Origin of the sequence: Lysobacter changpingensis, assembly GCF_017308985.1 — a bacterium.
Classification (GTDB): Bacteria; Pseudomonadota; Gammaproteobacteria; order Xanthomonadales; family Xanthomonadaceae; genus Lysobacter_J; species Lysobacter_J changpingensis.
Genome location: NZ_JADWPE010000002.1, coordinates 577,621 through 598,663, shown reverse-complemented (window position 1 = coordinate 598,663; position 21,043 = coordinate 577,621). Strand labels below are relative to the sequence as shown.

The 21,043-nt window shown below is 68.8% G+C and carries 22 protein-coding genes; 7 read left to right on the top strand and 15 right to left on the bottom strand.

The window, feature by feature from the left end:
* Positions 1-9: 9 nt before the first annotated feature.
* The 3 genes from I4U41_RS04385 to I4U41_RS04375 all read right to left on the bottom strand — a co-directional run bounded on the left by I4U41_RS04385 (position 10) and on the right by I4U41_RS04375 (position 2,181).
* Positions 10-921 carry a histone deacetylase family protein gene (locus tag I4U41_RS04385; protein ID WP_206859895.1) on the bottom strand — a complete coding sequence of 304 codons (912 nt, stop codon included), beginning with the start codon at positions 919-921 and terminating at the stop codon, positions 10-12.
* Between the two features lie 13 nt (positions 922-934).
* The gene (locus I4U41_RS04380) at positions 935-1,489 is read right to left on the bottom strand and encodes a cob(I)yrinic acid a,c-diamide adenosyltransferase (RefSeq protein ID WP_206859894.1); all 555 of its coding nucleotides are present in this window, start codon (positions 1,487-1,489) and stop codon (positions 935-937) included.
* A 65-nt stretch (positions 1,490-1,554) separates the two neighbouring features.
* Entirely contained in the window at positions 1,555-2,181 is a 627-nt protein-coding gene (locus I4U41_RS04375) for a DUF6580 family putative transport protein (protein ID WP_206859893.1), read from the bottom strand.
* A 53-nt stretch (positions 2,182-2,234) separates the two neighbouring features.
* Here I4U41_RS04375 and ubiH point away from each other — a divergent pair, with 53 nt between their 5' ends.
* Complete coding sequence (gene ubiH, locus I4U41_RS04370) at positions 2,235-3,527, top strand: 2-octaprenyl-6-methoxyphenyl hydroxylase (protein WP_206859892.1); 1,293 nt, start codon at positions 2,235-2,237, stop codon at positions 3,525-3,527.
* Complete coding sequence (locus tag I4U41_RS04365; protein ID WP_206859891.1) at positions 3,524-4,717, top strand: FAD-dependent oxidoreductase; 1,194 nt, start codon at positions 3,524-3,526, stop codon at positions 4,715-4,717. The genes ubiH and I4U41_RS04365 overlap by 4 nt, the downstream gene beginning before the upstream one ends.
* A 54-nt stretch (positions 4,718-4,771) precedes the next feature.
* Here I4U41_RS04365 and I4U41_RS04360 read toward each other — a convergent pair whose 3' ends face one another.
* The 5 genes from I4U41_RS04360 to I4U41_RS04340 form a co-directional block, all read right to left on the bottom strand.
* On the bottom strand, positions 4,772-5,467 hold the full coding sequence (locus I4U41_RS04360) for an EF-hand domain-containing protein (RefSeq protein ID WP_206859890.1): 696 nt from the start codon (positions 5,465-5,467) through the stop codon (positions 4,772-4,774).
* Positions 5,468-5,579: 112 nt separating this feature from the next.
* Positions 5,580-6,644 carry a 23S rRNA (cytidine(2498)-2'-O)-methyltransferase RlmM gene (rlmM, locus tag I4U41_RS04355; protein ID WP_206860401.1) on the bottom strand — a complete coding sequence of 355 codons (1,065 nt, stop codon included), beginning with the start codon at positions 6,642-6,644 and terminating at the stop codon, positions 5,580-5,582.
* A gap of 13 nt (positions 6,645-6,657) precedes the next feature.
* The gene (locus I4U41_RS04350) at positions 6,658-7,233 is read right to left on the bottom strand and encodes a nucleoside deaminase (RefSeq protein WP_206859889.1); all 576 of its coding nucleotides are present in this window, start codon (positions 7,231-7,233) and stop codon (positions 6,658-6,660) included.
* A complete protein-coding gene (locus I4U41_RS04345) occupies positions 7,233-7,688 on the bottom strand; it encodes a hypothetical protein (RefSeq protein WP_206859888.1) in 456 nt (151 codons plus the stop codon). Before I4U41_RS04345 ends, I4U41_RS04350 begins: the two co-directional genes overlap by 1 nt.
* A 20-nt stretch (positions 7,689-7,708) precedes the next feature.
* Complete coding sequence (locus I4U41_RS04340) at positions 7,709-9,490, bottom strand: glutamine--tRNA ligase/YqeY domain fusion protein (protein WP_206859887.1); 1,782 nt, start codon at positions 9,488-9,490, stop codon at positions 7,709-7,711.
* Positions 9,491-9,618: 128 nt separating this feature from the next.
* Here I4U41_RS04340 and I4U41_RS04335 point away from each other — a divergent pair, with 128 nt between their 5' ends.
* Together I4U41_RS04335 and I4U41_RS04330 are read left to right on the top strand one after the other, a co-directional pair.
* The gene (locus I4U41_RS04335) at positions 9,619-9,891 is read left to right on the top strand and encodes a putative signal transducing protein (protein WP_206859886.1); all 273 of its coding nucleotides are present in this window, start codon (positions 9,619-9,621) and stop codon (positions 9,889-9,891) included.
* Positions 9,892-9,938: 47 nt separating this feature from the next.
* Complete coding sequence (locus I4U41_RS04330) at positions 9,939-10,460, top strand: adenine phosphoribosyltransferase (protein WP_206859885.1); 522 nt, start codon at positions 9,939-9,941, stop codon at positions 10,458-10,460.
* 139 nt (positions 10,461-10,599) lie between these two features.
* Here I4U41_RS04330 and oxyR read toward each other — a convergent pair whose 3' ends face one another.
* The 3 genes from oxyR to ahpC form a co-directional block, all read right to left on the bottom strand.
* Entirely contained in the window at positions 10,600-11,535 is a 936-nt protein-coding gene (oxyR, locus tag I4U41_RS04325; RefSeq protein ID WP_206859884.1) for a DNA-binding transcriptional regulator OxyR, read from the bottom strand.
* A gap of 85 nt (positions 11,536-11,620) precedes the next feature.
* Positions 11,621-13,210, bottom strand: coding sequence for an alkyl hydroperoxide reductase subunit F (gene ahpF, locus I4U41_RS04320; protein ID WP_206859883.1), 1,590 nt, complete (start codon positions 13,208-13,210; stop codon positions 11,621-11,623).
* A 211-nt stretch (positions 13,211-13,421) separates the two neighbouring features.
* On the bottom strand, positions 13,422-13,985 hold the full coding sequence (gene ahpC, locus I4U41_RS04315) for an alkyl hydroperoxide reductase subunit C (RefSeq protein WP_206859882.1): 564 nt from the start codon (positions 13,983-13,985) through the stop codon (positions 13,422-13,424).
* 218 nt (positions 13,986-14,203) lie between these two features.
* Between ahpC and prmC the strand changes: the two genes are divergently transcribed.
* On the top strand, positions 14,204-15,085 hold the full coding sequence (gene prmC, locus I4U41_RS04310; RefSeq protein WP_206859881.1) for a peptide chain release factor N(5)-glutamine methyltransferase: 882 nt from the start codon (positions 14,204-14,206) through the stop codon (positions 15,083-15,085).
* A 343-nt stretch (positions 15,086-15,428) separates the two neighbouring features.
* On the opposite strand, the gene I4U41_RS04305 is transcribed toward prmC, so the two are convergent.
* Positions 15,429-16,052 carry a hypothetical protein gene (locus I4U41_RS04305; protein ID WP_206859880.1) on the bottom strand — a complete coding sequence of 208 codons (624 nt, stop codon included), beginning with the start codon at positions 16,050-16,052 and terminating at the stop codon, positions 15,429-15,431.
* Positions 16,053-16,218: 166 nt separating this feature from the next.
* Here I4U41_RS04305 and pip point away from each other — a divergent pair, with 166 nt between their 5' ends.
* Both pip and I4U41_RS04295 read left to right on the top strand, forming a co-directional pair.
* Complete coding sequence (gene pip, locus I4U41_RS04300) at positions 16,219-17,163, top strand: prolyl aminopeptidase (RefSeq protein ID WP_206859879.1); 945 nt, start codon at positions 16,219-16,221, stop codon at positions 17,161-17,163.
* Positions 17,164-17,293: 130 nt separating this feature from the next.
* Positions 17,294-18,706, top strand: a complete 1,413-nt coding sequence (locus I4U41_RS04295) for a sugar porter family MFS transporter (RefSeq protein ID WP_206859878.1) — start codon at positions 17,294-17,296, stop codon at positions 18,704-18,706.
* A gap of 123 nt (positions 18,707-18,829) precedes the next feature.
* Here I4U41_RS04295 and I4U41_RS04290 read toward each other — a convergent pair whose 3' ends face one another.
* From I4U41_RS04290 to I4U41_RS04280, 3 genes are read right to left on the bottom strand one after another with little or no spacing between them, the layout of a single operon-like run.
* Complete coding sequence (locus I4U41_RS04290) at positions 18,830-19,399, bottom strand: NUDIX hydrolase (RefSeq protein WP_206859877.1); 570 nt, start codon at positions 19,397-19,399, stop codon at positions 18,830-18,832.
* A 33-nt stretch (positions 19,400-19,432) separates the two neighbouring features.
* Positions 19,433-20,377 carry a 5'-3' exonuclease gene (locus I4U41_RS04285; RefSeq protein ID WP_425492479.1) on the bottom strand — a complete coding sequence of 315 codons (945 nt, stop codon included), beginning with the start codon at positions 20,375-20,377 and terminating at the stop codon, positions 19,433-19,435.
* A complete protein-coding gene (locus tag I4U41_RS04280; RefSeq protein WP_206859875.1) occupies positions 20,374-20,976 on the bottom strand; it encodes a nitroreductase family protein in 603 nt (200 codons plus the stop codon). The genes I4U41_RS04285 and I4U41_RS04280 overlap by 4 nt, the downstream gene beginning before the upstream one ends.
* Between the last annotated feature and the right edge of the window lie 67 nt (positions 20,977-21,043).

Below are 21,043 nucleotides of genomic sequence, written 5' to 3'. Positions count from 1 at the left end.
CCAGGCGGTTCAAGCGAGCATCGCGCCCACGTGCGCGACGCTCGCCTCGCGCAGCGCGGCCAGGTCGTAGCCGCCTTCAAGCATCGACACGATCCGGCCGTCGCCATGCCTTTGCGCGATCGCGACGAGTTCGCGCGTGATCCAGTCGTAGTCGTCGGTTTCCAGTTCGATCTGCGCGAGCGGGTCGCGCTTGTGCGCGTCGAAGCCAGCGGAGATGAAGAGCAACTGCGGCCGGAAGGAGTCCAGCGTCGGAAGCAGCAGCTCGCGCCAGATGCGGCGGAACGCCTCGCTGCCGCAGCCCGGCGGCAACGGCGCGTTGGCGATGTTGCCCACGCCGCGCTCGTTTGCGTAACCGGTGTCCGGATACAGCGGCATCTGGTGCGAACTCAGGTACATCACGCGCGGGTCGGTATCGAAGATCGCCTGCGTGCCGTTGCCGTGGTGCACGTCGAAGTCGACCACCGCCACGCGCGCGAGCCCGTGTTTGTCGCAGGCATGCGCCGCGGCGACGGCGATGTTGTTGAACAGGCAGAACCCCATCGCCGCCGAGGGCGTGGCGTGATGGCCGGGCGGACGCACCGCGCAGAACACGCGTCGTGCCTCGCCGTGCATCACCGCATCCACCGCCGCGATGCCGGCGCCGGCCGCGCGCAGCGCCGCTTCGGCCGAACCCGGCGCGAGGACGGTGTCGGGATCCAGCGGCATTGGACCATCGACGGGCGTGTCGAGCACCAGCGCGAGCAGCGCGTCGTCGTGCACGCGCAGCAGCTGCCCGCGGCTCGCGCGCGGCGCTTCTTCCCAGTGCAGGTCGGGGAACGCCTCGCGCAGCGCTTCGGTTACCGCGACCAGTCGCGATGGACGTTCCGCGTGACCCTCGCCGGGATCGTGGCGCGTGCAGGCAGGATGCGTGTAGATGCGCATGGCGCGCGGCGCGTCAGGCCTTGCGCCGTTCGTGATTCCACAGCACTTCGCCGTGGCCGCTGGCGCGCGCGAGCACGCGGGCCAGCACGAACAGCAGGTCGGACAGGCGGTTGAGGTAGCGCACCGCTTCCGGACGGACCGTTTCGACGCGCGACAGCGAGACGGCTTCGCGTTCGGCACGGCGCACGACCGTGCGCGCGATGTGGCAGCGCGCCGCCGCTTCGCCGCCGCCGGGCAGGATGAAATCCTTCAGCGGCGGGAGCGGTTCGTTGAAGGCGTCGAGCTGCTGTTCGAGGCGATCGATGTCGGCGTCGACGATCGCGGCATGGCCCGGGATGCACAGCTCGCCGCCCAGGTCGAACAGCTGGTGCTGCACGGTGGTCAGCAGCGCGCGGACGTCGTCGGGGACGTCGCTCGCCAGCACCAGGCCGATGCACGAATTGGCTTCGTCCACCGTGCCGTACGCGGCGACGCGGGCCGAGTCCTTCGCGACGCGGCTGCCGTCGCCCAGCCCGGTCGTGCCGTCGTCGCCGGTGCGGGTGTAGATCCTGGAGAGACGGTTGCCCATGTGAGTCTGGATGGGGATTCGGAGACGGGCTTCTTACGAATCCGGAATCCCGAATCCCGTCCTTCTCAGACCGTCTGCGCGCGCAGCGCCGGGACGCGGCGGCGCAGCAGGGCGAAGCCGCCGAACAGCAGCGCGGCGTAGAACAGCGTGCCCAGCACCGTCCACTGGAAGAACGGCAGCGCGGCGACGTAGCACGGGCCCAGGCCGACCAGGCAGGCCGGATGCGCGGTCATCGGCGTGGCCGTCGCCCACACGGCGAAGTTGGTGACCACGAAGAACAGCACCGAGCCGACGATCGAATAGCCCAGCACGCGCGCGCCGTTGACGCGACCGCGCAGGCCGAAGCCCAGCACCGCCGAGATCGCGATGCACGCGTACACCGACAGCCACGTCGCCAGGTAGGCCGGGCTGGTGAAGTGTTCGAAGTAGGTCCCGCCCAGCGTCAGGCCGAGGACGAGGTCCGACACCAGCATCGCCACCAGCGGCACCGCGATCGCCAGCGCGCGCGAGGCGAAGTAGGCGCCGCCGAACAGCGCCACCGCTTCGACCGGCGAGAAATTCGGCGGATGCGGCAACAGGCGCGTGAGCGCGGCGATCACGATCATGCCGATGAGCACCAGCGGACCGGGCGCGAACAGGCCGGAAGCGGGACGGTCGTGGGCGGCAGGCGAGGCGGAAGCGGGACGGTTCATCGTGTTCGGGTCTTGAGAAGGTCACGGCCTTCAGGAACCGCTAGCATAGCGCAATGCCTGTCGCGGCCCCCTCAAACCCGCCCTCCGGCGCGCCCGGAGATTCCCTCGCCCAAGGTCCGTCCCACGATCTCCACGATGTCCTCATCGTGGGCGGTGGCCTGGTCGGTGCCAGCCTGGCGATCGCGCTGGAGCGCCTGGGCCTCGTCGTCGGCCTGGTCGAGGCGACGCCGCCCGGCGCGCTCCCGGCGGTCTTCGACGAGCGCAACCTCAGCTTCGCCGAAGCCACGCTCAACGCACTGACCGCACTGGAGGTGATGCAGAAGCTGCGCGCGCCCACCGGCGCGATCGCACGCATCCACGTCAGCCGGCGCGGCGATTTCGGTCGCGGCCTGCTGGATGCCTCGCGCTACGGGCGCAGCGAATTCGGTCGGGTCGTGGTCGCGCGCGATTTCGGCGAGGCGCTGGAAGCCCGTCTCGCCGACGCAACGCGCCTGCTGCGCCATCGCCCCGTGCGTTTCATCGGCCTGGCCGAAAGCGCCGGCGACGTGCGCGCGATCCGCGTGGCCGATGCCGATGGCGAACGCATCCTGCGCGCGCGCCTGCTGGTGGCGGCCGATGGCACGCGCAGCCTCGTGCGCGACGCGCTGGGCATCGGCGTGGACGAGCACGATTACGCGCAGACGCTGTTCGTCGCGCGCCTGCGCAGCTCGCGCCCGCCGGACGGCACCGCCTTCGAGCGCCTCACCGACCACGGCCCGACCGCCCTTCTGCCGCGCGGCGATCGCCACCACGGACTGATCCACGCCGTCGCGCGCGAAGACGCGGATGCCGTCGCCGCGCTCGACGAAGCCGGGTTCCTCGCGCGTGCGCAGGACGCGTTCGGCTGGCGCGCGGGACGCTTTCTTTCGTGCGGCCCGCGCAGTTCGCATCCGGCGATCCGCGTCGTCGCGCAGCGCACCATCGCCTCGCGTGCGGTCCTGGTCGGCAACGCCGCGCAGACGATCCATCCGATCGGCGCGCAGGGTTTCAACCTCGGTTTGCGCGACGCGCTCACGCTCGCCGAACTCATCGAGGACACGCGCGCGCTCGATGCGCAGGCCGACTGCGGCAGCGATGCGCTGTTGCAGGCCTATGCCGAACGGCGCCGCGAGGACCGCGAGCGCACGATCGGGTTCTCCGACGGCCTCGCGCGCCTGACCGCAAACGACGCGACGCTCCTGCGTCCGCTGCGCAGCCTCGGCCTGTTCGCGGTCGATCGCGTTGCCTCGGTGCAGTCGTTCCTCGTCGGCGGCGCGATGGGATACCGCGGCGACGTGCCGGCGCTGTGCCGCGAGGTGCACGCATGAGCCGTCGCGGATCGGGACTCGACGCGATCGTCGTCGGCGCCGGCGTGGTCGGCGCGGCTGCCGCGCTTGCGTTCGCGCGCGATGGAATGCGGGTCGCGCTGGTGGAACCCCGCCAGCCGCCCGCATGGCAGCCGCTGCCCACCGATGCCGATCGCATCGACCTGCGCGTGTATGCATTCGCGCCCGACAACGCGGCGCTGCTCGACAACCTGGGCGTCTGGCGCGAGGTCGCGAACGCGCGCGTGCAGCCGTACCGCGCGATGCGCGTGTGGGATGCCGCCGGCGGCGGCGAGCTCGCGTTCGATGCGGATGCCTTCGGGCGTCGCGAACTCGGCTGGATCGTCGAGCACGCCCTGCTGGTCGACCGTCTCTGGAACGCGCTGCCCGGCGCCGGCGTGCAGCTGCATTGCCCCGACAGCGTGGTCGGATTCGAACAGGACGAAAGCGGCGCGACGGTCGTGCTCGAAAGCGGCCTGTCGCTGCGTTCGAAGCTTGTGGTCGCCGCCGACGGCGCGGAGTCGAAGCTGCGTTCGCTCGCCGGCATCGAAGCGCCACGCCACGATTACGGCCAGCGCGGGCTGGTCGCGTTCGTCGAAAGCGAGCGGCCGCATCAGGCGACGTGCTGGCAGCGCTTCCTGCCGACCGGGCCGCTCGCGTTCCTGCCTTTCGACGCACACAACGTCAGTTCGATCGTGTGGACGCTGCCGGAGGCCGAAGCGCAGCGTCTGCTCGAAGCCGACGAGACGGCGTTCCTGCGCGAACTCGACAATGCCTTCGCCGGCACGCTCGGCGCATCGACGCGCGTATCGCGGCGCGCCGCGTTCCCGTTGCGCCTGCAACTCGCGCAGTCGTTGGCGAGCGGTCGCATCGCGGTGATCGGCGATGCCGCGCACGCGGTGCATCCGCTGGCGGGGCAGGGCGTGAACCTGGGGCTGCGCGATGTCGCGACCCTGCGTCGCACCGCCGCCGATGCGCGTGAGCGCGGCATCGATCCGGCATCGCGACTGTCGCGCTGGGCGCGCGCGCAGCGCAGCGGGAACGCGCTGTCGGCCTATGCCTTCGATGGCATCAACCGGTTGTTCTCGAACGATTCGCTCGCCGCCACGCTGCTGCGCGGCCCGCTGCTGGGCCTGGCCGGCAAGCTGCCGCCGCTGACGCACGCGTTCTGGCGGCACGCGGCCGGGCAATAAAGCGAACCCCTCCCGACGCGGGAGGGGTTCGCCATCGCCAGCGGCTTCGACAGGTCACTTACCGCCGGCAAGCTCGGACTTGGAGATGCGACCGTCGCGGTTGGCGTCGATCGCGGCGAAGTCGGCGGACAGCATCGTTTCGGATTGGACTTCGGCGCGGCTGAGGTTGCCGTCGCGGTTGGTGTCGAGTCCGTCGAAATCCACCTTGTTGGCGAGCGTCGAGTTGGGCGGGCTGGAGGTCGCGTTCACTTCCTGTCGCGTCGACGCGCCGGTCGTCGTCTGCGGGGTGGTGGGCGTCATCGGGGTCGCGGGAGGCGGATTCGCGGCCTGCGCGGCGGCGTCGGCCGCATCCTGCGCCTGCATGCTGGCGTTGCCTGCGGTGGTTGCCGCCTGCTGCGCTTCGGCGGCCGGCGTCGCGGGGTTGGCGGCCGACTGCGCGGCCGAGGTCGCATCGTGCGCGTCGTGCGACGCGTCCACCGCCTGGTTGGCGGCGCGCTGCGCGGTGTCGGCGTGCTGGTGCGTGGTGGTGTAGCCGCCGGTCGTCGCCTTGGTCGCGTCGCGCGCACTCTGCGCGGCGTCGCGTGCGGTTTCGGCTTCATCGGTCGCGGCCTGCGCTGCCGCTTCGGCCTGCTGCTGCGCCTTCGCCGGCTGGGCCTGGGTGCGCTGCGCGGCTGCCGGACCGGCGATGCCGATCGTCGCGAGCACCGCGGCCGCCAGCAGTTTCGGTGAAAGAACATGCGCGGAATTCATGGTGGGTCTCGCCTGGTTTGGGGGCGAGGCCGACGCTAGTCCCGCACGCATCAACCACAGGTAAATTTCACGCGTGCGGTCGCGCCCAGCGTTCACCCACGTGATCGCCGCGTCAGCGCACCGTCGCGAAAACGGTGATTTCCTCGCGGTCGTGGTAGAGCTGGCGCGCCCGCAGGAGCAGCGGCTTCTCTGCGCGCTGCTGGAACAGGTCCAGGCACAGCCGCGTTTCGTCCCAGCGCTTCTTCATCGGCAGCTTGAGGTTGAAGATGGTGTGCCGGCACCAGCCCTCGCGCAGCCAGGTCGCCATGCGTTCGGCGACGCGGCGCGGCTGTTCGACCATGTCGCACACCATCCAGTCCAGTGGCGCGCGCGGCTGCCAGTGGAAACCGTCCTCGCGCAGGTGGTCGACGCGCCCGCTTTCGAGCAGGTGTTCACGCAGCGGACCGTTGTCGACCGACGTGACGTGCAGGCCCTGTCGCATCAGCACCCACGTCCAGCCGCCGGGTGCGGCGCCGAGGTCGGCGCCACGCATGCCTTCGCGGAACAGTCGTTCGCGTTCCTTCCCGCTCATCAGCACCATCAGCGCTTCCTCGAGCTTGAGCGCGGAACGGCTCGGCGCGTCGGCATGCATGCGCAGGCGCGGAATGCCGAGCGGCCACGGCGCGCTGTCGCCGGCCTCGCCGATGGCGAGCAGCACGTGGTCGCCGGAAAGGAACACGACATGCAGGCGCGACTTGCGTGAATCGTCGAACTGCGTGAGCCAGCCGCCCTTTCGCAGCACGGGGCGCAGTGCATTGCCGAAGGCGCGCGCAAGGCCCGCCAACGGTTTGGCTTCGTCGGAATCGGGATGCTCCACCCACAACTCGCCGAAGGTGTACGTGTTGCCCAGCGTCGCTTCGAGCGCACGCAGGATCGGCGTGATGCGGTCCTTCGGATCGAGGCCGCGCAGTTCGGCGAATCGCGCAAGCTTCTGCCGCGCGAAGATGAGCGAGTCGAACGGCATCGCGCGCGTCAGCGCGCCGGCGTCCGCACCGAGGAATTCCACGTAGCCGCTGTTGCGCTCGGTGCGCGCATAACCGGGATGGCCGGCGAGCGCCGCGCGTTCGCCGAGTTCTGCCGCGAGTTCGGGCTCGAAGCCGGGGCGGCAGTAGCAGAGCAGGGCGTCGGCCGGGATCATGTCGATGCGGGCGTCAGTACCGCTCGCCGCCGGATTCGCCATACGCACGCAGCACCTCGCGTGCGAGTTCGCGATGCACGTCGCGCACGACTTCGATGCCGCGGCGTTCGAGTTCGCCGATCCAGTCCGCGGGCAGCGGGCCTTCGTCGAATTGCGTCAGCGATTCGACGTCCTCGCTGCGCGCCCCGATGAGCAGCCGATCGATGCCGGCCCACATCGTCGCGCCGTAGCACTGGCAGCACGGCTGCGACGAGGTCGCCAGCGTGACCGGCCCGAGCTTCGCGCCCACCGCATCCTCGTTGAGGCGCGGGCGCTGCGTGCGCTGCTGCGCGAGCATGTAGGCCATCGTCTCGGCATGCGCGAGCGAACACGTGTGCGGCATCACGCGGTTCACGCCGATGGAGATGATGCGTTCGTCCGGCCCGAACACCGCCGCGCCGAACGGTCCGCCGCTGCCGGCTTCGATGTTCATGCGCGAGAGCGCGATGGCGAGTTCGACCTTCGCGGCGTCGCCGACGTAGAGGCGTTGCGTATCGACCGATTCGTGGACCCAGGCGGGCAGGGTGAGGTGAACCTGCGCGTAGAGCATCAGTGCACCATCTCCACTTCGGCGATCTTGTCCTTGCACTGGCCCTGCACGCACTGGCAGCCCTCGATCGGCTTGAAGCCGCACATCGCCATCATGCCCTTGCGCGCGCATTCGGCCTTGACGCCTTCCGGATCGGTCGGGCTGTTCGCGTTGACGCACGCCGGCCTGGCGCCGCAGCAGTTGCCGACGTTCTTCACCGCGCAATCCGCATCGGTCCTGCAGCTGAAATCAAGTTTGACGGGCGTCTGCGCGGAGTCGGCCTGACGCACTTTCGGCGTGGGCTCCGGAGCGCGTGCACGGGTCGCTTGCGCGGCAGCCTGCGCGTCGTCGGATGCAGGCGTGGCGACATCGCCCGCCGTCGGCGTGGCCGCACGTGCGCCTTCCGGCGACGGCGCGGCGCACGCCGCAAGCGCGAGCAGGGACGAAACCAGCAGTACGGTCAGCAGGCGGCGCATGGCGTGCTCCTTCGCGTTGTTCAACCCTTCGTGGTCCAGGTGTCGCGAAGCGTGACGCTGCGGTTGAACACCGGCGCCTCGCTGCGATGGTCGTAGCGGTCGGCGACGAAATAGCCGATGCGCTCGAACTGGAACGACTGCTCCGGATGCGCGTTCGCCGCAGCGGGTTCGACATAGCCCGTGACGACCCGGCGCGATTCGGGATTGAGATGATCCTTGTACGTCTTGCCGCCTTCCTCGCTGTCCGGATCGGGCACGACGAACAGGCGGTCGTACAGGCGCACTTCGGCCTTCGTCGCGTGCTTCGCGCTCACCCAGTGGATCGTGCCCTTGATCTTGCGATCGGCGCCGGCCATGCCGGGGCGCGATTCGGGATCGAGCACGCCGCGGATCTCGACGACGGTATCGCCGTCCTTGACCACCTCATCGCAACGGAAGATGCCGGCGCCGCGCAGGCGCACTTCGCCGCCCGGGATCAGGCGCTTGAAGCCCTTCGGCGGCACTTCCTCGAAATCCTCGCGCTCGATCCACAGCTCGTTCGAGAACGGCAACGTGCGCGTGCCCGCGCTCTCGTCCTTGGGATGGTTCGGGAACGTCAGCGATTCCTCGTGGCCCGCATCGAGGTTGGTGATGACCAGCTTCAGCGGATCGATCACTGCCATGCGGCGCTGCGCGGCGGCGTCGAGGTCGTCGCGCAGCGCGCCTTCCAGGATCGAGATGTCGAGCAGCGAGTTCTGCTTGCTGATGCCGACGCGATCGACCATCAGGCGCAGCGCGCTCGGCGTGTAGCCGCGACGACGTATGCCCTGCAAGGTCGGCATGCGCGGGTCGTCCCAACCGTCCACGAGGCCTTCGTTCACCAGCGCGAGCAGCTTGCGCTTGCTCATGACGAGGTAGTTGAAGTTCAGGCGCGAGAACTCGATCTGGCGCGGCTTGCTCGCTTCCTTCGGGAAGCCCTTCGACAGCACGGGTTCGAGCAGCTCCGGCGAGTTCGCCAGATCGACCTTGTCGACGCACCAGTCGTACAACGGGCGGTGGTCCTCGAACTCCAGCGTGCACAGCGAATGCGTGATGCCTTCCACCGCGTCGCTGAGCGAATGCGCGAAGTCGTACATCGGGTAGATCGGCCACTCGTGGCCGGTGTTCTGGTGTTCGACGTGCTTGATGCGGTACAGCGCGGGATCGCGCAGGTTCATGTTGCCGCTGGCCATGTCGATCTTCGCCCGCAGCGTGCGCGTGCCGTCGGGAAATTCGCCGGCGCGCATGCGGCGGAACAGATCGAGGTTTTCCTCGACGCTGCGGTTGCGGAACGGCGATTCGCGGCCCGCCTCGGTCAGCGTGCCGCGGTATTCGCGCACCTGTTCCGGCGTGAGGTCGCACACGAACGCGTCGCCCTGGCGGATCAGTTTTTCCGCGGCGAGGTACAGCACGCCGAAGTAGTCCGACGCGTGGCGCAGGTCGTGCCATTCGAAGCCGAGCCAGCGCACGTCGTCCTGGATCGCGCGGACGTACTCGGGGTCTTCCTTCACCGGGTTGGTGTCGTCCAGGCGCAGGTTGCAGTCGCCGCCGAACTCCGCCGCGATGCCGAAGTCCAGGCAGATCGCCTTGGCGTGGCCGATGTGCAAGTAGCCGTTGGGCTCTGGCGGGAAGCGGGTGCGGATCGCGTGGTGCTTGCCGCTGGCCAGGTCCTCGCGGACGATCTGCCGGATGAAGTCCTGCTTCACGGGCGCGGTTTCGGGGAGGGCCGATCCAGGGTTGGCCGATCCGGGCGCGGACGGGGCGGGGTGGGGCGTAGCGGACATGCGTGAAGCCGTGGACGGAGTAGACCGGCAAGTTTAGCCGGTGGCGCAATTCCCCGCCGTGCCCCCGCCGGCATCCGCGTTCAGGCCGGGCGTATGCTGTCCGCGAGCCTCTTCCCCCGGAGCGTCCCATGAAAGTCGTCTACCAAGCCGCGAACCTGATCGACGCCCACCTGGTGCGGCACGCGCTTGAGGCGGAGGAAATCCCCGTGTTCCTGCAGGGCGAGGCGCTGACGGGCGGGATGGGCGAGCTGCCGCTGTTCGGGACCATCCTGGTGTGCGTGCCGGACGTGGTCTGGCCGCAGGCGCAGGACATCGTCGCCGCGCTCCCGCTGAATGCGCCTGCCGAAGCGTCGGACGACGACGAGGCCGCGGATTCCTCGCAGGGCTGGCTGCCGGCCTGAACGCCGGGTTCGGGTATCGTGGCCGGCCGTTTCATGGGCCCCGCGCCATGTCCTTCGATTTCGATTCCCTGATCCGCGCCGTCGCCGATTTCCCCAAGCCCGGCGTGACCTTCCGCGACGTGACCCCGTTGCTGGCCGATGCCGGCGGTTTCGCGCGCTGCATCGACGCGCTCGCCGAGCCGTGGCAGGGCAGCCAGGTGCAGGCGGTGTGCGGGATCGAATCGCGCGGCTTCATCTTCGGCGCGGCGCTCGCGCAGAAGCTGCACGCGGGCTTCGTCCCGCTGCGCAAGCCGGGCAAGCTGCCGCCGCCGCTGGTCGAGGTGGACTACGCGCTGGAATACGGCACCGATCGCCTGCAGGCGCGCAACGATGCGCTGCGTCCGGGCGAACGCACGCTGATCGTCGACGACGTGCTCGCCACCGGCGGCACGCTGGCCGCGGCGCGCGAACTGGTGGGGAAGCTCGGCGCGAACCTGGTCGGTGCGAGCGTGCTGATCGAGCTTGATGCGCTGGGCGGTCGCGAACGCTGGGGCGCGGACGTGCGCCTGCATTCGCTGCTGCATTACTGATCGTTCGATGCGGTCGACGCTGTTGCAGCTGTTGTAGCCCGGGTAAGCGAAGCGCACCCGGGCAGGCGGCCGGCTACTTCCCGGGTGCGCTTCGCTTACCCGGGCTACAAAAAACCGGGCTGCTACTAAAGCCGGGCTACTACAGCCGGCTGTCCTGCGACGGTGCCGGTTGCGGCGGGCGCAGCAACTGCTCGGGCAATGAACGGAACTCGGCGGCGAGCTGCTTCAGGAATTCGCCCATCGCCGAGCTGCGCCGCCACACCATCGCGATCTGCCGGTGCGGCGGCTGCCCGCGGAAACGCAACAGGTGGATGTCGGGCGAGGACGGCACCGGCGGCTGCACGGCGAGCACCGGCAGCAGCGTGATGCCGACGCCGGCGGCGACCATCTGCCGCAGCGTCTCCAGGCTCGTCGCGCGAAAGCCGTCGCGTTCGTCGGCACCGGCCATGTGGCAGACATCCAGCGCCTGGTCGCGCAGGCAGTGGCCTTCCTCGAGCAGCAGCAGGTGCTGGTTGTCGAGGTCGCCCAGTTCCAGCGAATCCTGTTCGGCCATCGGATGCTGCTGCGGCACGGCCAGCAGGAACGGTTCGTCGAACAGGACTTCCACGTGCAACTGGTCGTCGTGGATCGGCAGCGCGAGCAGGCCCGCGTCCAGGCGGCCATCGCGCAGGCGCTGCAGGATCTGGTCGGTCTTCTCTTCGATCAGCAGCAGTTCCAGGCGCGGGAAACGTTGCCGCAATCTCGGCACGACGTGCGGCAACAGGTACGGGCCCAGCGTCGGGAACAACCCCAAGCGCACCGTTCCGGCTTCCGGGTCCTGGCTGCGGCGCGCGATTTCCGCCATCTGCTCGACATCGGCGATGACCTTGCGTGCGCGTTCGGCGACTTCGCGGCCGACCGGCGTGAGCATCACGCGACGCGGCGCGCGCTCGACCAGCGCGACGCCGAGTTCGTCCTCGAGTTTCTTGATCTGGGTCGACAGCGTGGGCTGGCTCACGAAGCTCGCCGCCGCGGCGCGGCCGAAATGCTTGTGGTCGGCCAGGGCCACCAGGTACTTGAGATCGCGCAGGTTCAAGGCGTGTCCCTCGCGTGATGCTGCATGGATGTGGAGCATCGGCCTCCGCGCCCTTCCCCCGCAAGCAGGGGAAGGGCCGGGGACATCAGGCCGCGGCGGCGGTCGTCGCCTGCGCCGGTGCGCTGGTGCGGATCAGGTGGTCGAACGCGCTCAGCGCCGCCTTCGAGCCTTCGCCCATCGCGATCACGATCTGCTTGAACGGCGTGGTCGTGGCATCGCCGGCGGCGAACACGCCCGGGACCGAGGTGCGGCCGTGCGAATCGACTTCGATCTCGCCACGCGGCGACAGCGCCACCGCGCCCTTCAGCCATTCGGTGTTGGGCAGCAGGCCGATTTGCACGAACACGCCTTCCAGGTCGATGCGGTGCGCGTCACCTTCGATGCGGTCCTTGTAGACCAGGCCCGTGACCTTCTGGCCGTCGCCGAGCACTTCGGTCGTCTGTGCGCTGACGATCACGTCCACGTTCTTCAGCGAACGCAGCTTGCGCTGCAGCACTTCGTCGGCACGCAGCTGCGCGTCGAACTCGATCAGCGTCACGTGCGAGACGATGCCCGCCAGGTCGATCGCCGCCTCGACGCCCGAGTTGCCGCCGCCGATCACCGCCACGCGCTTGCCCTTGAACAGCGGGCCGTCGCAGTGCGGGCAGTAGGCCACGCCCTTGTTCTTGTATTCCTGTTCGCCCGGCACGTTCATCTGGCGCCAGCGTGCACCGGTCGACAGGACGACGCTGCGCGACTTCAGCGACGCGCCGTTTTCCAGCTGCACTTCGATCAGGCCGCCCGGCTCGTTCGCCGGGATCAGCTTGCTCGCGCGCTGCAGGTTCATGATGTCGACGTCGTACTCGCGCACGTGCTGTTCCAGCGCGGTGGCGAGCTTCGGGCCTTCGGTGTAGGTGACCGAGATGAAGTTCTCGATCGCCATCGTGTCCAGCACCTGGCCGCCGAAACGCTCGGCCGCCACGCCGGTGCGGATGCCCTTGCGCGCGGCGTAGATCGCCGCCGCGGCGCCGGCCGGACCGCCGCCGATCACGAGCACGTCGAACGCATCCTTGGCCTTGATCTTCTCGGCATCGCGCGTCGATGCGCCGGTGTCGAGCTTGGCCATGATCTGTTCGATGGTCATGCGGCCCTGGTCGAACGGCTGGCCGTTGAGCAGCACGGTGGGCACCGACATGATCTGGCGTTGCTCGACTTCGTCCTGGAACAGCGCGCCGTCGATGGCGACGTGGTGGATGTTCGGGTTGATGACGCTCATCAGGTTCAGCGCCTGCACGGTGTCCGGGCAGTTCTGGCACGAGAGCGAGAAATAGGTTTCGAAGTGGTACTCGCCTTCGAGGTCGCGCACCTGTTCCAGCAGTTCCGGCGCGGCCTTGGACGGATGGCCGCCGACCTGCAGCAGGGCGAGCACGAGCGAGGTGAACTCGTGGCCCATCGGAATGCCGGCGAAGCGCACGCTCACGTCCGTGCCTGCGCGGTTGATCGCGAACGACGGACGGCGCGCGTCGTCGTCGCGGCGCGAATAGGAAATCTTGTCCGACAGCGTGGCGATGTCCTGCAGCAGGCTTTCCAGCTCGCGCGACTTCTCGCCGTCATCGAGCGATGCGACGAGCTCGATCGGCTGCGTGACCTTTTCCAGATAGGCCTTCAACTGGTTCTTGAGATCGGCATCCAACATGCGATGACTCCATTGGCTTTGTTCGGGTGAACGCCGCGAGCGCCCGGGCGGAGGGAGGGAGAGACCCGAGCGTCGCGACATTCAAAAAAGAGTGGCCAGCATCTGACCGGAACGGCCTCGCGATGAGGCGGTGGAGCGGGGCGGTTGCGCGATGCGCGGCTCGCCGCCCCGTCCAGACCACGCCCTGCGGACAGGGCGTGGCGTGCGGTCGTCAGATCTTGCCGACCAGGTCCAGCGACGGCTTCAGGGTCTGCTCGCCTTCCTTCCACTTGGCCGGGCAGACTTCGCCCGGATGCGCGGCGACGTACTGGGCGGCCTTGACCTTGCGCAGCAGCTCGCCCGCATCGCGGCCGATACCGCCGGCGTTGATCTCGACGATCTGGATCTTGCCTTCCGGATCGATCACGAACGTGCCGCGATCGGCCAGGCCGGCTTCCTCGATCATCACGCCGAAGTTGCGGGTGATCACGCCGGTCGGATCGCCGATCAGCGGGTACTGGATCTTCTTGATCGTGTCGGAGGTGTCGTGCCACGCCTTGTGCGTGAAGTGGGTGTCGGTCGACACGCCGTAGATCTCGACGCCGAGCTTCTGGAATTCGGCGTAGTTGTCGGCGAGGTCGCCCAGCTCGGTCGGGCAGACGAAGGTGAAGTCGGCCGGGTAGAAGAACACGACGGACCACTTGCCCTTCAGGTCGGCATTGGTGACTTCGATGAACTCGCCGTTCTTGTAGGCGGTGGCCTTGAACGGCAGGACTTCGGTGTTGATCAGCGACATCAGGATGGTTCCTTTGGCTGGGTGGGTGAGGGTTGAAACCAGTGCGAGTAGGGTAAGGAGGCCGATCCAATCCATCAAGTTGATTGATGAGATTGATTCAATAGGCGATGTCTATGGACATGTCGGGCCGATAGGAAGCCCGGCACCCATTCGACATGCGGGTGGTGGAGCGCCGCGCAAGGCCTCCCTGCGCGGGCCGCGGCAGGCGAAAATGCGGGATGCATGACGACCTTCGCTCCCTCGACGCCGGCGACGGCCCGACGCCGGCCACGGTCGGCGAACTCCTCGCCGCTGCCACGCGCCGTTTGCCCGGCGACGAGGCGCGCGCCGAGGCGGAGCGCCTGCTCACCCACGCGCTGGGCGTGGGCCCGACCTGGCTGTACACGCATCGGGACGACGTTCCGCCGATCGCGCGCCAGGCCGAATTCGAGCGCCTGCTGCAGCGCCGCCTCGCCGGTGAGCCGGTCGCGCACCTGCTCGGCCATCGGGGGTTCTGGCGGTTCGACCTGGCGGTGACGCCCGCGACGCTGATTCCGCGTCCGGAAACCGAGCGGCTGGTCGAACTCGTCCTGGAACGCCTGCCGGAAGGCGTGTCGCTGCGCGTGGCGGACCTGGGCACCGGAACGGGCGCGATCGCGCTGGCGATCGCCTTCGAACGCCCGCTCGCGCAGGTAGTGGCGACGGATGCGAGCGCGGCGGCGCTGGCGGTGGCGCAGGCGAATGCGAACGCGCTGGGCCTGTCGCGCGTGCAGTTCCGCGAAGGCGACTGGTTCGCGCCGCTCGCGGACGACCGCTTCGATCTGATCGCGAGCAATCCGCCCTACATCGCCGATGACGATGCGCATCTGAAGCTGGGGGATCTGCGTTTCGAGCCGGCGAGTGCGCTGGCGTCGGGCGCGGACGGGCTCGACGATATCCGTCGCATTGCGGCTCATGCGCCGATGCATCTGAATCCGGGCGGCTGGTTGCTGGTGGAGCACGGCTGGGATCAGGGTGCCGCGGTACGGTCGATCTTCGAACACGCGGGCTTCGACGCGGTCGAGACGGTGCAGGATTGGGAGCGGCGCGATCGGGTGACGTTGGGGCGGGTGGGCGCGTAATCGATTCCCCACCTCACCGTCGTTCCAGCGAAAGCTGGCCATTGCTAGTCGTCCCGGGTTGCGCCGGGATGACGATCTTCTCGGACGAAGGTTTGCTGTTGTAGCCCGGGTAAGCGAAGCGCACCGGGAAGGAGAGGCGACCGCGCACCCGGGTGCGCTTCGCTTACCCGGGCTACAACATCCAGAGCGACAGAAACGTCCACAGCGACAGACGCGACGTCCACACCACAAGCGTTCGCGACGCAAAAGGCTTGCGACCAGGAACTCGCGACCAGGAAGTTCACGCGCAAAAAAGGGCCCGCAAAGCGGGCCCTTTCGTACAACGCCGGGAAACAACCCCGACTCAGAAGCTCGCGCGAACGCCCAGCGAGTAGGTGTCGACGCCTTCGGCCAGGCGCAGGCCGCCGTGCAGGCCCCAAGTCTTGTTGAAGGCATAGACCATGCCGAACTCGGCGAAGAAGTTGCCGTCGTAGTTGTGGTTGTAGTCCTCGTAGCCGAGGTAGGCGTTGGCGGTCAGGCCGTCGAAGACGCGGCCCAGCACGCCGGTGCTGATCTGGCCGCCCTGGTAGTCCAGGTCGAAGCGGCAGTCGTCGCAGACCCAGAAATCACGGTCCAGACGGACGCGCGCGTCGCTGTCGATGTACTTGATCTGCGAGACCCAGTCGGCGTTCGCGCCGATGGCGGTGTTGAAGCCCAGGCCCAGCGACCAGTTCGGGTCCTTGTACTTGGCGTGGTAGCCCGAGTCCTCGGTCCAGCCCCAGCTGGCCGTGCCGAACACGTTGTCGGTGAACGCGTACGAGCCGCTCAGGTTGCCGCCATTCGGGTAGGCGTTGACGCCGTCGATCTGCGCGCCGTCCTGGTAGACGTAGTCGAGCTGCACGTAGTTGTAGCCGATGTCGTTGGCCTCGCTGGCCGCGGCGAAGAACGGAACGGCGGCGAGCGCCAGGGCAAGGAAAGACTTCTTCACGGGTGTTCCTCATCAGGGGGATCCCCGGCGGACGCCGGGCGGTGCGCAGTAAAGCCGCGCGGCACCGGACCCCACATCGGACGGTTCTTAAAAATTCGTTTCCCGAGAAAAGGTCGTCATCGGCCCGCGCGCTAGAATTTCCGGACTCCTCCCACGAGAGCACGCGATGCGCACGCTTTATCCCGAGATCGAACCCTTCGACAGCGGCACGCTCCAGGTCGACGGGCGCCACACGCTGTACTTCGAGCAGTGCGGCAATCCCGACGGCAAGCCGGTCGTGCTGCTGCACGGCGGTCCGGGCGCGGGGTGCAGCGCGAAGATGCGGCGTTTCCACGATCCATCGCGCTACCGCATCGTGCTGTTCGACCAGCGCGGCAGCGGGCGTTCGACGCCGCACGCGGACCTGGTCGACAACACCACCTGGGACCTCGTCGCCGACATCGAACGGCTGCGCGGGAAGCTGGGCATCGACCGCTGGCAGGTGTTCGGCGGCTCATGGGGTTCCACGCTCGCGCTCGCCTACGCGCAGACGCATCCGCAGCGCGTCACCGAACTGGTGCTGCGCGGCATCTTCATGCTGCGTCGCTGGGAGCTGGAATGGTTCTACCAGGAAGGCGCCTCGCGCCTGTTCCCGGATGCGTGGGAGCACTACCTCTCGGCCATCCCGGCGGACGAACGGCACGACCTGATCAGCGCCTTCCATCGCCGCCTGACCTCGCCCGACGAAGCCACTCGCCTGGCGGCGGCGAAGGCATGGAGCGTGTGGGAAGGCGCGACGAGTTTCCTGCACATCGATCCGGACTTCGCGGCGAGCCACGAAGACCCGCAGTTCGCGCTCGCGTTCGCGCGGATCGAAAACCACTACTTCGTCAACGGCGGATTTTTCGAGGTCGACGACCAGCTGCTGCGCGACACGCATCGCATCGCCGACATCCCGGGCGTGATCGTGCACGGCCGCTACGACGTGGTGTGCCCGGTCGCCAACGCGTGGGATCTGAAAAAGGCGTGGCCGAAGGCTGACCTGGAGATCACGCCGGCCTCCGGCCACTCCGCGTTCGAAGCGGAGAACGTCGACGCGCTGGTACGCGCCACGGACCGTTGCGCGGGCTGACTTTTTCCCAATCGCCGGAGCCGGATCGACCGGCTCCGGCGCATGCATACGTATTCAGCCCTTCCGCCGTCCGCCCGGCCGCGCACAATCGGCCGCGCATGGTGCCCACCGTGGGTGCCCGGGAGAGACGATGGATACCTTGGTGCATGCGCAGCAGCACGCCACTTCGCGCGTGGTGCTGATTTCCCTGGCCGCCGCGATGGGCGGCTTTTTGTTCGGCTTCGATTCGGCGGTGATCAACGGCGCGGTCGATGCGATCCGCGGCGGCTTCGCGCTGGACGCGGCGCGCATCGGCTTCGCGGTGTCGTGCGCGCTGCTCGGCGCGGCGCTGGGCGCGTGGTACGCAGGTCCCGTCGCCGACCGCTGGGGACGCGTGCGCACGATGCAGGTCGCCGCGGTGCTGCTGGCCGCCAGCGCGATCGGCTCGGGGCTGGTGATCGGGCTGTGGGACCTGATCGCCTGGCGCTTCGTCGGCGGCGTCGGCATCGGCGTGGCGTCGGTGATCGCGCCGGCCTACATCGCCGAAGTCTCGCCCGCGCACGTGCGTGGACGTTTGGGTTCGCTGCAGCAGCTGGCGATCGTGCTCGGCATCTTCGCGGCGCTGCTCAGCGATGCGTGGATCGCCGGTGTCGCCGGCGGTGCCGCGAAGCCGGCATGGCTGGGGCTGGAGGCGTGGCGCTGGATGTTCCTCGTCGCGACGGTGCCGGCGCTGGTCTACGGCACGCTGGTGCTGGGCGTTCCCGAGTCGCCGCGCCATCTGGTCGCCAAGGGGCGCATCGACGAAGCGCGTGGCGTGCTGCGGCAGGTGCTCGCGCTGGAGGACGGCCCGGCGCTGGAGCAGAAACTGCAGGACATCCGCCGAAGCCTCGCCAGCGAGGTGCGCCCGCGCCTGCGCGACCTGCGCGGTCCGCGCTTCGGCCTGCTGCCGGTGGTGTGGGTGGGCATCGCACTGTCGGTGTTCCAGCAGGCGGTCGGCATCAACGTGATCTTCTACTACAGCGCCACGCTGTGGCATTCGGTCGGTTTCAGCGAGTCGGACGCCTTCACCATCACCGTGGTCACCTCGATCGTGAACGTGCTGGTGACGCTGCTGGCGATCGCGCTGGTGGACCGCATCGGGCGCAAGCCGCTGCTGATCATCGGTTCGATCGGCATGACGGTGACGCTCGGGCTGATGGCGCTGTGCTTCGCGCAGGCGGTCGGCAATGGGACGGCGCTGTCGCTGCCGCCGCCCTGGAACATCGTGGCGCTGGTGTCGGCGAACGCCTACGTCGTGTTCTTCGGCCTGAGCTGGGGGCCGATGGTGTGGGTGCTGCTCGGCGAGATGTTCCCCAACCGCATCCGCGCGATCGCGCTCGCCGTCGCGGCGTCCGCGCAATGGCTGGCGAACTTCGCCATCACGGTGAGTTTCCCGTCGCTGGCGGAGATCGGACTGAGCTTCGCCTATGGCCTGTACGCGACGTTCGCGCTGGTGTCGCTGGTGTTCGTGCTGCGTGCGGTGCGTGAGACGCGAGGCGTGGAACTGGAGGACATGCAGGGCTGAGCTGCGGTTTTGCTTTTGTAGCCCGGGTACGCGAAGCGCACCCGGGGTCAGGCGTGACAGGTCCCGGGTGCGCTTCGCTTACCCGGGCTACAAAGGCAAAAGCTCGCGCAGTGGGGCGGCGGATCAATCCGCCGGCGAGCCGTCCGGGTTGTGCTCGAGCATCCACAGGCCCGCCCAGAGCTTGAGATCGAGCTCATAGCCCTCGCGCTGCTTCTGCATCAGCCACGCCGGCGCCTGCGCGCGCGGGACTTCGTGCACGGTGATCTGCTCGTTGTCGACACCGCCGCCGCTGCCGACCCTGGAAAGCCCGCGCGCGCGCACGAAGGCGATGCGTTCGCTGCTCATGCCGGCCGAAGTGGGGCCGACCAGCAGCACTTCCAGGCGCTGCGCGGCCCAGCCGGTTTCCTCGATCAGCTCGCGCCCCGCGGCGGCTTCCAGCGTGTCGGTGTCGTGGTTGTCGCCGACCAGGCCGGCCGGCATTTCGATCGTCGGCGCGCCCAGCGGCACGCGGAACTGCTCGACGAACAGCAGCTTGTCCTGCGGCGTCACGGCGATGACGATCACCGCCATGCCTTCGCCGGTCGTGCGTTCCACGTATTCCCAACGGCCGCGCCGCAGCATGCGCAGCCACGGGCCTTCGTACAGGGTTTCGATGGGTTCGTTTTCGTCGTGTCCGGCGGGGTTCGCGTTCATGCGGTTCGCGTCGAGGGTGATCGCCCGATGCTATTACGGAGCCTGTGACGGAGCGAAGTCGAGCCCGGCCGACTGGTACAGCCGCCGGCGCGTCATCGGGCCGAAGCGCAGGCCATCGCACAGCGTCCCGAGGATCGCCGCGTCCGCCGCGCCGCGTGCGAAATGCAGCGAGGTCTCGCCCAGCGGCGCATCCAGCGCGATCGTCGTCAGCCGACGGCACAGCAACGCCTGGTCGCGGTGCTGGCGCAGCTTCGCGGCGGTGGACGCGGCGCCGCGAAGGCGCAGGAACGGCACTTCCTCCACCCGATCGAGCAGCGCGTCGAGCGTGCCGAAGTGCGCCAGCAGCGCGGCGGCGGTCTTGGCGCCGATGCCCGGCACGCCCGGGATGTTGTCCACCGCGTCGCCGGTCAGCGCGAGGTAGTCGGCGATCTGGTGCGCGCCCACGCCGTGGCGCTCCGGCACGCCGGCCGCGCCCCAGCGCTGGCCCTTGGCGAAGTCCCACTGCTCGTCGTGGTCGCCCAGCAGCTGCGAGAGATCCTTGTCGGCCGAGACGATCACCGAGCGGAACCCATGCGCGCGCGAGGCCGCGACGGCGCTGCCGATCAGGTCGTCGGCCTCGTACTCGCCGTGCGAGAGCACCGCCAGCCCGAGCGCCGCGCACAGCGTGCGGCAGTGGACGAACTGGCGGCGCAGCTCTTCCGGCGCCGATTCGCGATTGGCCTTGTAGGCCGGGTAGATCGCGTTGCGGAAGCACGAGTCCAGCGCTTCATCGAAGGCGATGGCGATGTGCTGCGGGCGCGCGCGGTCGAGCAGCTCCAGCAGGAACCGCGCGAAGCCGTGCACGGCGTTGGTCGGCCATCCCTCGGTGTCGTGGAACTCGTTGGGCATCGAATGCCACGCGCGGAACACGTACATGCTCGCGTCGACGAGATAGAGCGTGCCCGACGATGCGGACGCCGTGGCGACGGGCGTGCTCATGCCGGCGTCCATTCGGACAGCAGCTCGTGCGGGTCGGGGCGTTCGCGTTCGGGGGCGTCCAGCTTCGGCGTGCCGATGTGGATGTAGCCGACCACGCGCTCGTGTTCGGCCAGGCCCAGCCAGCCGGCGACTTCGGCGTCGTAGGCCAGCCAGCCGGTCAGCCAGATCGCGCCGAACCCAAGCGCCTGGGCGGCCTGGAGCAGGGCGAAGCAGACGCAGGAGGCCGTGGAGAACCGCTCGGATTCAGGAATCTTTTCGTCCGGCCCGAGCCGGGCGATGACCGCCACCACCAGTGGGGCGTGCGAGAATCGCGTACGGTCCTTCTCGAACACCGCCTCGCTGGCCTCCGGGTCGCGCTCGCGGCTGCGGGCGGCCAGGCGCTCGCCGAAGGCGTGCCGGGCCTCGCCCCGGAAGCTCAGGAAGCGGAACGGCACGCGCTTGCCGTGGTCGGGCACGCGGACGGCCGACTGGAGCATGCGCAGGAGGGTGTCCGGGTCGGGAGCGGGCTCGCCGAGCTGCTTCGGCGGCACCGACCGGCGGGCGTCCAGACCCGCCAGGGCCTGATCGATTTGCCGGGTATCAGAAGTGTTTAGCGACATCAGTCACAATTGTCTAATGTGGGCCTGCAAGAGGTGTCGTATCTTGCCACTATGTGCCGGGGAACTG

What these genes read in the sequence shown, in the direction of transcription:
- I4U41_RS04385 (WP_206859895.1), bottom strand. Translation starts at nt 921, where the DNA reads ATGCGCATCTACACGCATCCTGCCTGCACGCGCCACGATCCCGGCGAG.
- ahpF (WP_206859883.1), bottom strand. Translation starts at nt 13,210, where the DNA reads ATGTTGGATGCCGATCTCAAGAACCAGTTGAAGGCCTATCTGGAAAAG.
- I4U41_RS04295 (WP_206859878.1), top strand. Translation starts at nt 17,294, where the DNA reads ATGGATACCTTGGTGCATGCGCAGCAGCACGCCACTTCGCGCGTGGTG.
- I4U41_RS04345 (WP_206859888.1), bottom strand. Translation starts at nt 7,688, where the DNA reads ATGCGCCGCCTGCTGACCGTACTGCTGGTTTCGTCCCTGCTCGCGCTT.
- prmC (WP_206859881.1), top strand. Translation starts at nt 14,204, where the DNA reads ATGCATGACGACCTTCGCTCCCTCGACGCCGGCGACGGCCCGACGCCG.
- I4U41_RS04380 (WP_206859894.1), bottom strand. Translation starts at nt 1,489, where the DNA reads ATGGGCAACCGTCTCTCCAGGATCTACACCCGCACCGGCGACGACGGC.
- I4U41_RS04285 (WP_425492479.1), bottom strand. Translation starts at nt 20,377, where the DNA reads ATGAGCACGCCCGTCGCCACGGCGTCCGCATCGTCGGGCACGCTCTAT.
- I4U41_RS04360 (WP_206859890.1), bottom strand. Translation starts at nt 5,467, where the DNA reads ATGAATTCCGCGCATGTTCTTTCACCGAAACTGCTGGCGGCCGCGGTG.
- ahpC (WP_206859882.1), bottom strand. Translation starts at nt 13,985, where the DNA reads ATGTCGCTGATCAACACCGAAGTCCTGCCGTTCAAGGCCACCGCCTAC.
- I4U41_RS04290 (WP_206859877.1), bottom strand. Translation starts at nt 19,399, where the DNA reads ATGAACGCGAACCCCGCCGGACACGACGAAAACGAACCCATCGAAACC.
- I4U41_RS04350 (WP_206859889.1), bottom strand. Translation starts at nt 7,233, where the DNA reads ATGCTCTACGCGCAGGTTCACCTCACCCTGCCCGCCTGGGTCCACGAA.
- I4U41_RS04330 (WP_206859885.1), top strand. Translation starts at nt 9,939, where the DNA reads ATGTCCTTCGATTTCGATTCCCTGATCCGCGCCGTCGCCGATTTCCCC.
- I4U41_RS04365 (WP_206859891.1), top strand. Translation starts at nt 3,524, where the DNA reads ATGAGCCGTCGCGGATCGGGACTCGACGCGATCGTCGTCGGCGCCGGC.
- I4U41_RS04340 (WP_206859887.1), bottom strand. Translation starts at nt 9,490, where the DNA reads ATGTCCGCTACGCCCCACCCCGCCCCGTCCGCGCCCGGATCGGCCAAC.
- I4U41_RS04375 (WP_206859893.1), bottom strand. Translation starts at nt 2,181, where the DNA reads ATGAACCGTCCCGCTTCCGCCTCGCCTGCCGCCCACGACCGTCCCGCT.
- ubiH (WP_206859892.1), top strand. Translation starts at nt 2,235, where the DNA reads ATGCCTGTCGCGGCCCCCTCAAACCCGCCCTCCGGCGCGCCCGGAGAT.
- rlmM (WP_206860401.1), bottom strand. Translation starts at nt 6,644, where the DNA reads ATGATCCCGGCCGACGCCCTGCTCTGCTACTGCCGCCCCGGCTTCGAG.
- I4U41_RS04335 (WP_206859886.1), top strand. Translation starts at nt 9,619, where the DNA reads ATGAAAGTCGTCTACCAAGCCGCGAACCTGATCGACGCCCACCTGGTG.
- pip (WP_206859879.1), top strand. Translation starts at nt 16,219, where the DNA reads ATGCGCACGCTTTATCCCGAGATCGAACCCTTCGACAGCGGCACGCTC.
- I4U41_RS04280 (WP_206859875.1), bottom strand. Translation starts at nt 20,976, where the DNA reads ATGTCGCTAAACACTTCTGATACCCGGCAAATCGATCAGGCCCTGGCG.